This window comes from Kribbella ginsengisoli (assembly GCF_039537185.1).
GTDB classification, from domain to species: domain Bacteria; phylum Actinomycetota; class Actinomycetes; order Propionibacteriales; family Kribbellaceae; genus Kribbella; species Kribbella koreensis.
Genome location: NZ_BAABAA010000053.1, coordinates 1 through 570, shown reverse-complemented (window position 1 = coordinate 570; position 570 = coordinate 1). Strand labels below are relative to the sequence as shown.

Sequence of the window (570 nt, the reverse complement as noted above, 5' to 3'; positions counted from 1 at the left end):
ACTGGAACACCGCGAAAACGCGAGCCCGCGTGCCACCGTAACTTGGAGACAAATATGGAATAAACTTTCCCGGATGCCGCCCGCGAAGAATGTCAACCAAGTTGTTAATTGGTGCAACATGCGGTTCACGAAAATCAATGTCAGGAATAGAGGGATCGTGATCACGGAGAGAATCTGCACTGGTCGACGCACGACTCTTACGCCTACGCCACCAACCATTGAATCGATCGGCAACGAATTCCAGTCCCAACTCAACGAAGGCATCTGTGAAGTCATCTTGCCCCGACCGCCGACCTTTGCGCATCTGCTCCGCCTACCATTCAGGTCTTTACATGACAATTCTGGCATTGCCACGAGATCCTGCGTGGTTGAACGGCAGAGTTCACCTCAACTGATCTCGTTCTGCACCCACTGAGCTCCTAGGGTGCGAGAGTGGGCAGAAGATGTCAGATGGTCGCCTCCCAGAGAACTGGTCAGCAGTCACTCCCACTCGATGGTGCCCGGCGGCTTGCTGGTGATGTCGAGGACCACGCGGTTCACGTCCGGAACCTCGTTGGTGATCCGGGTGGA

2 protein-coding genes are annotated in these 570 nt (G+C 55.1%); both read right to left on the bottom strand.

The window, feature by feature from the left end; all coding sequences use genetic code 11:
* Positions 1 to 304, bottom strand: a 304-nt coding sequence (locus ABD768_RS43020; protein WP_425558484.1) for a hypothetical protein, incomplete at its 3' end; no start/stop codon positions are given.
* A 176-nt stretch (positions 305 to 480) separates the two neighbouring features.
* Positions 481 to 570, bottom strand: a 90-nt coding sequence (locus tag ABD768_RS43015) for a GMP synthase (glutamine-hydrolyzing) (RefSeq protein ID WP_344850771.1), incomplete at its 5' end; no start/stop codon positions are given.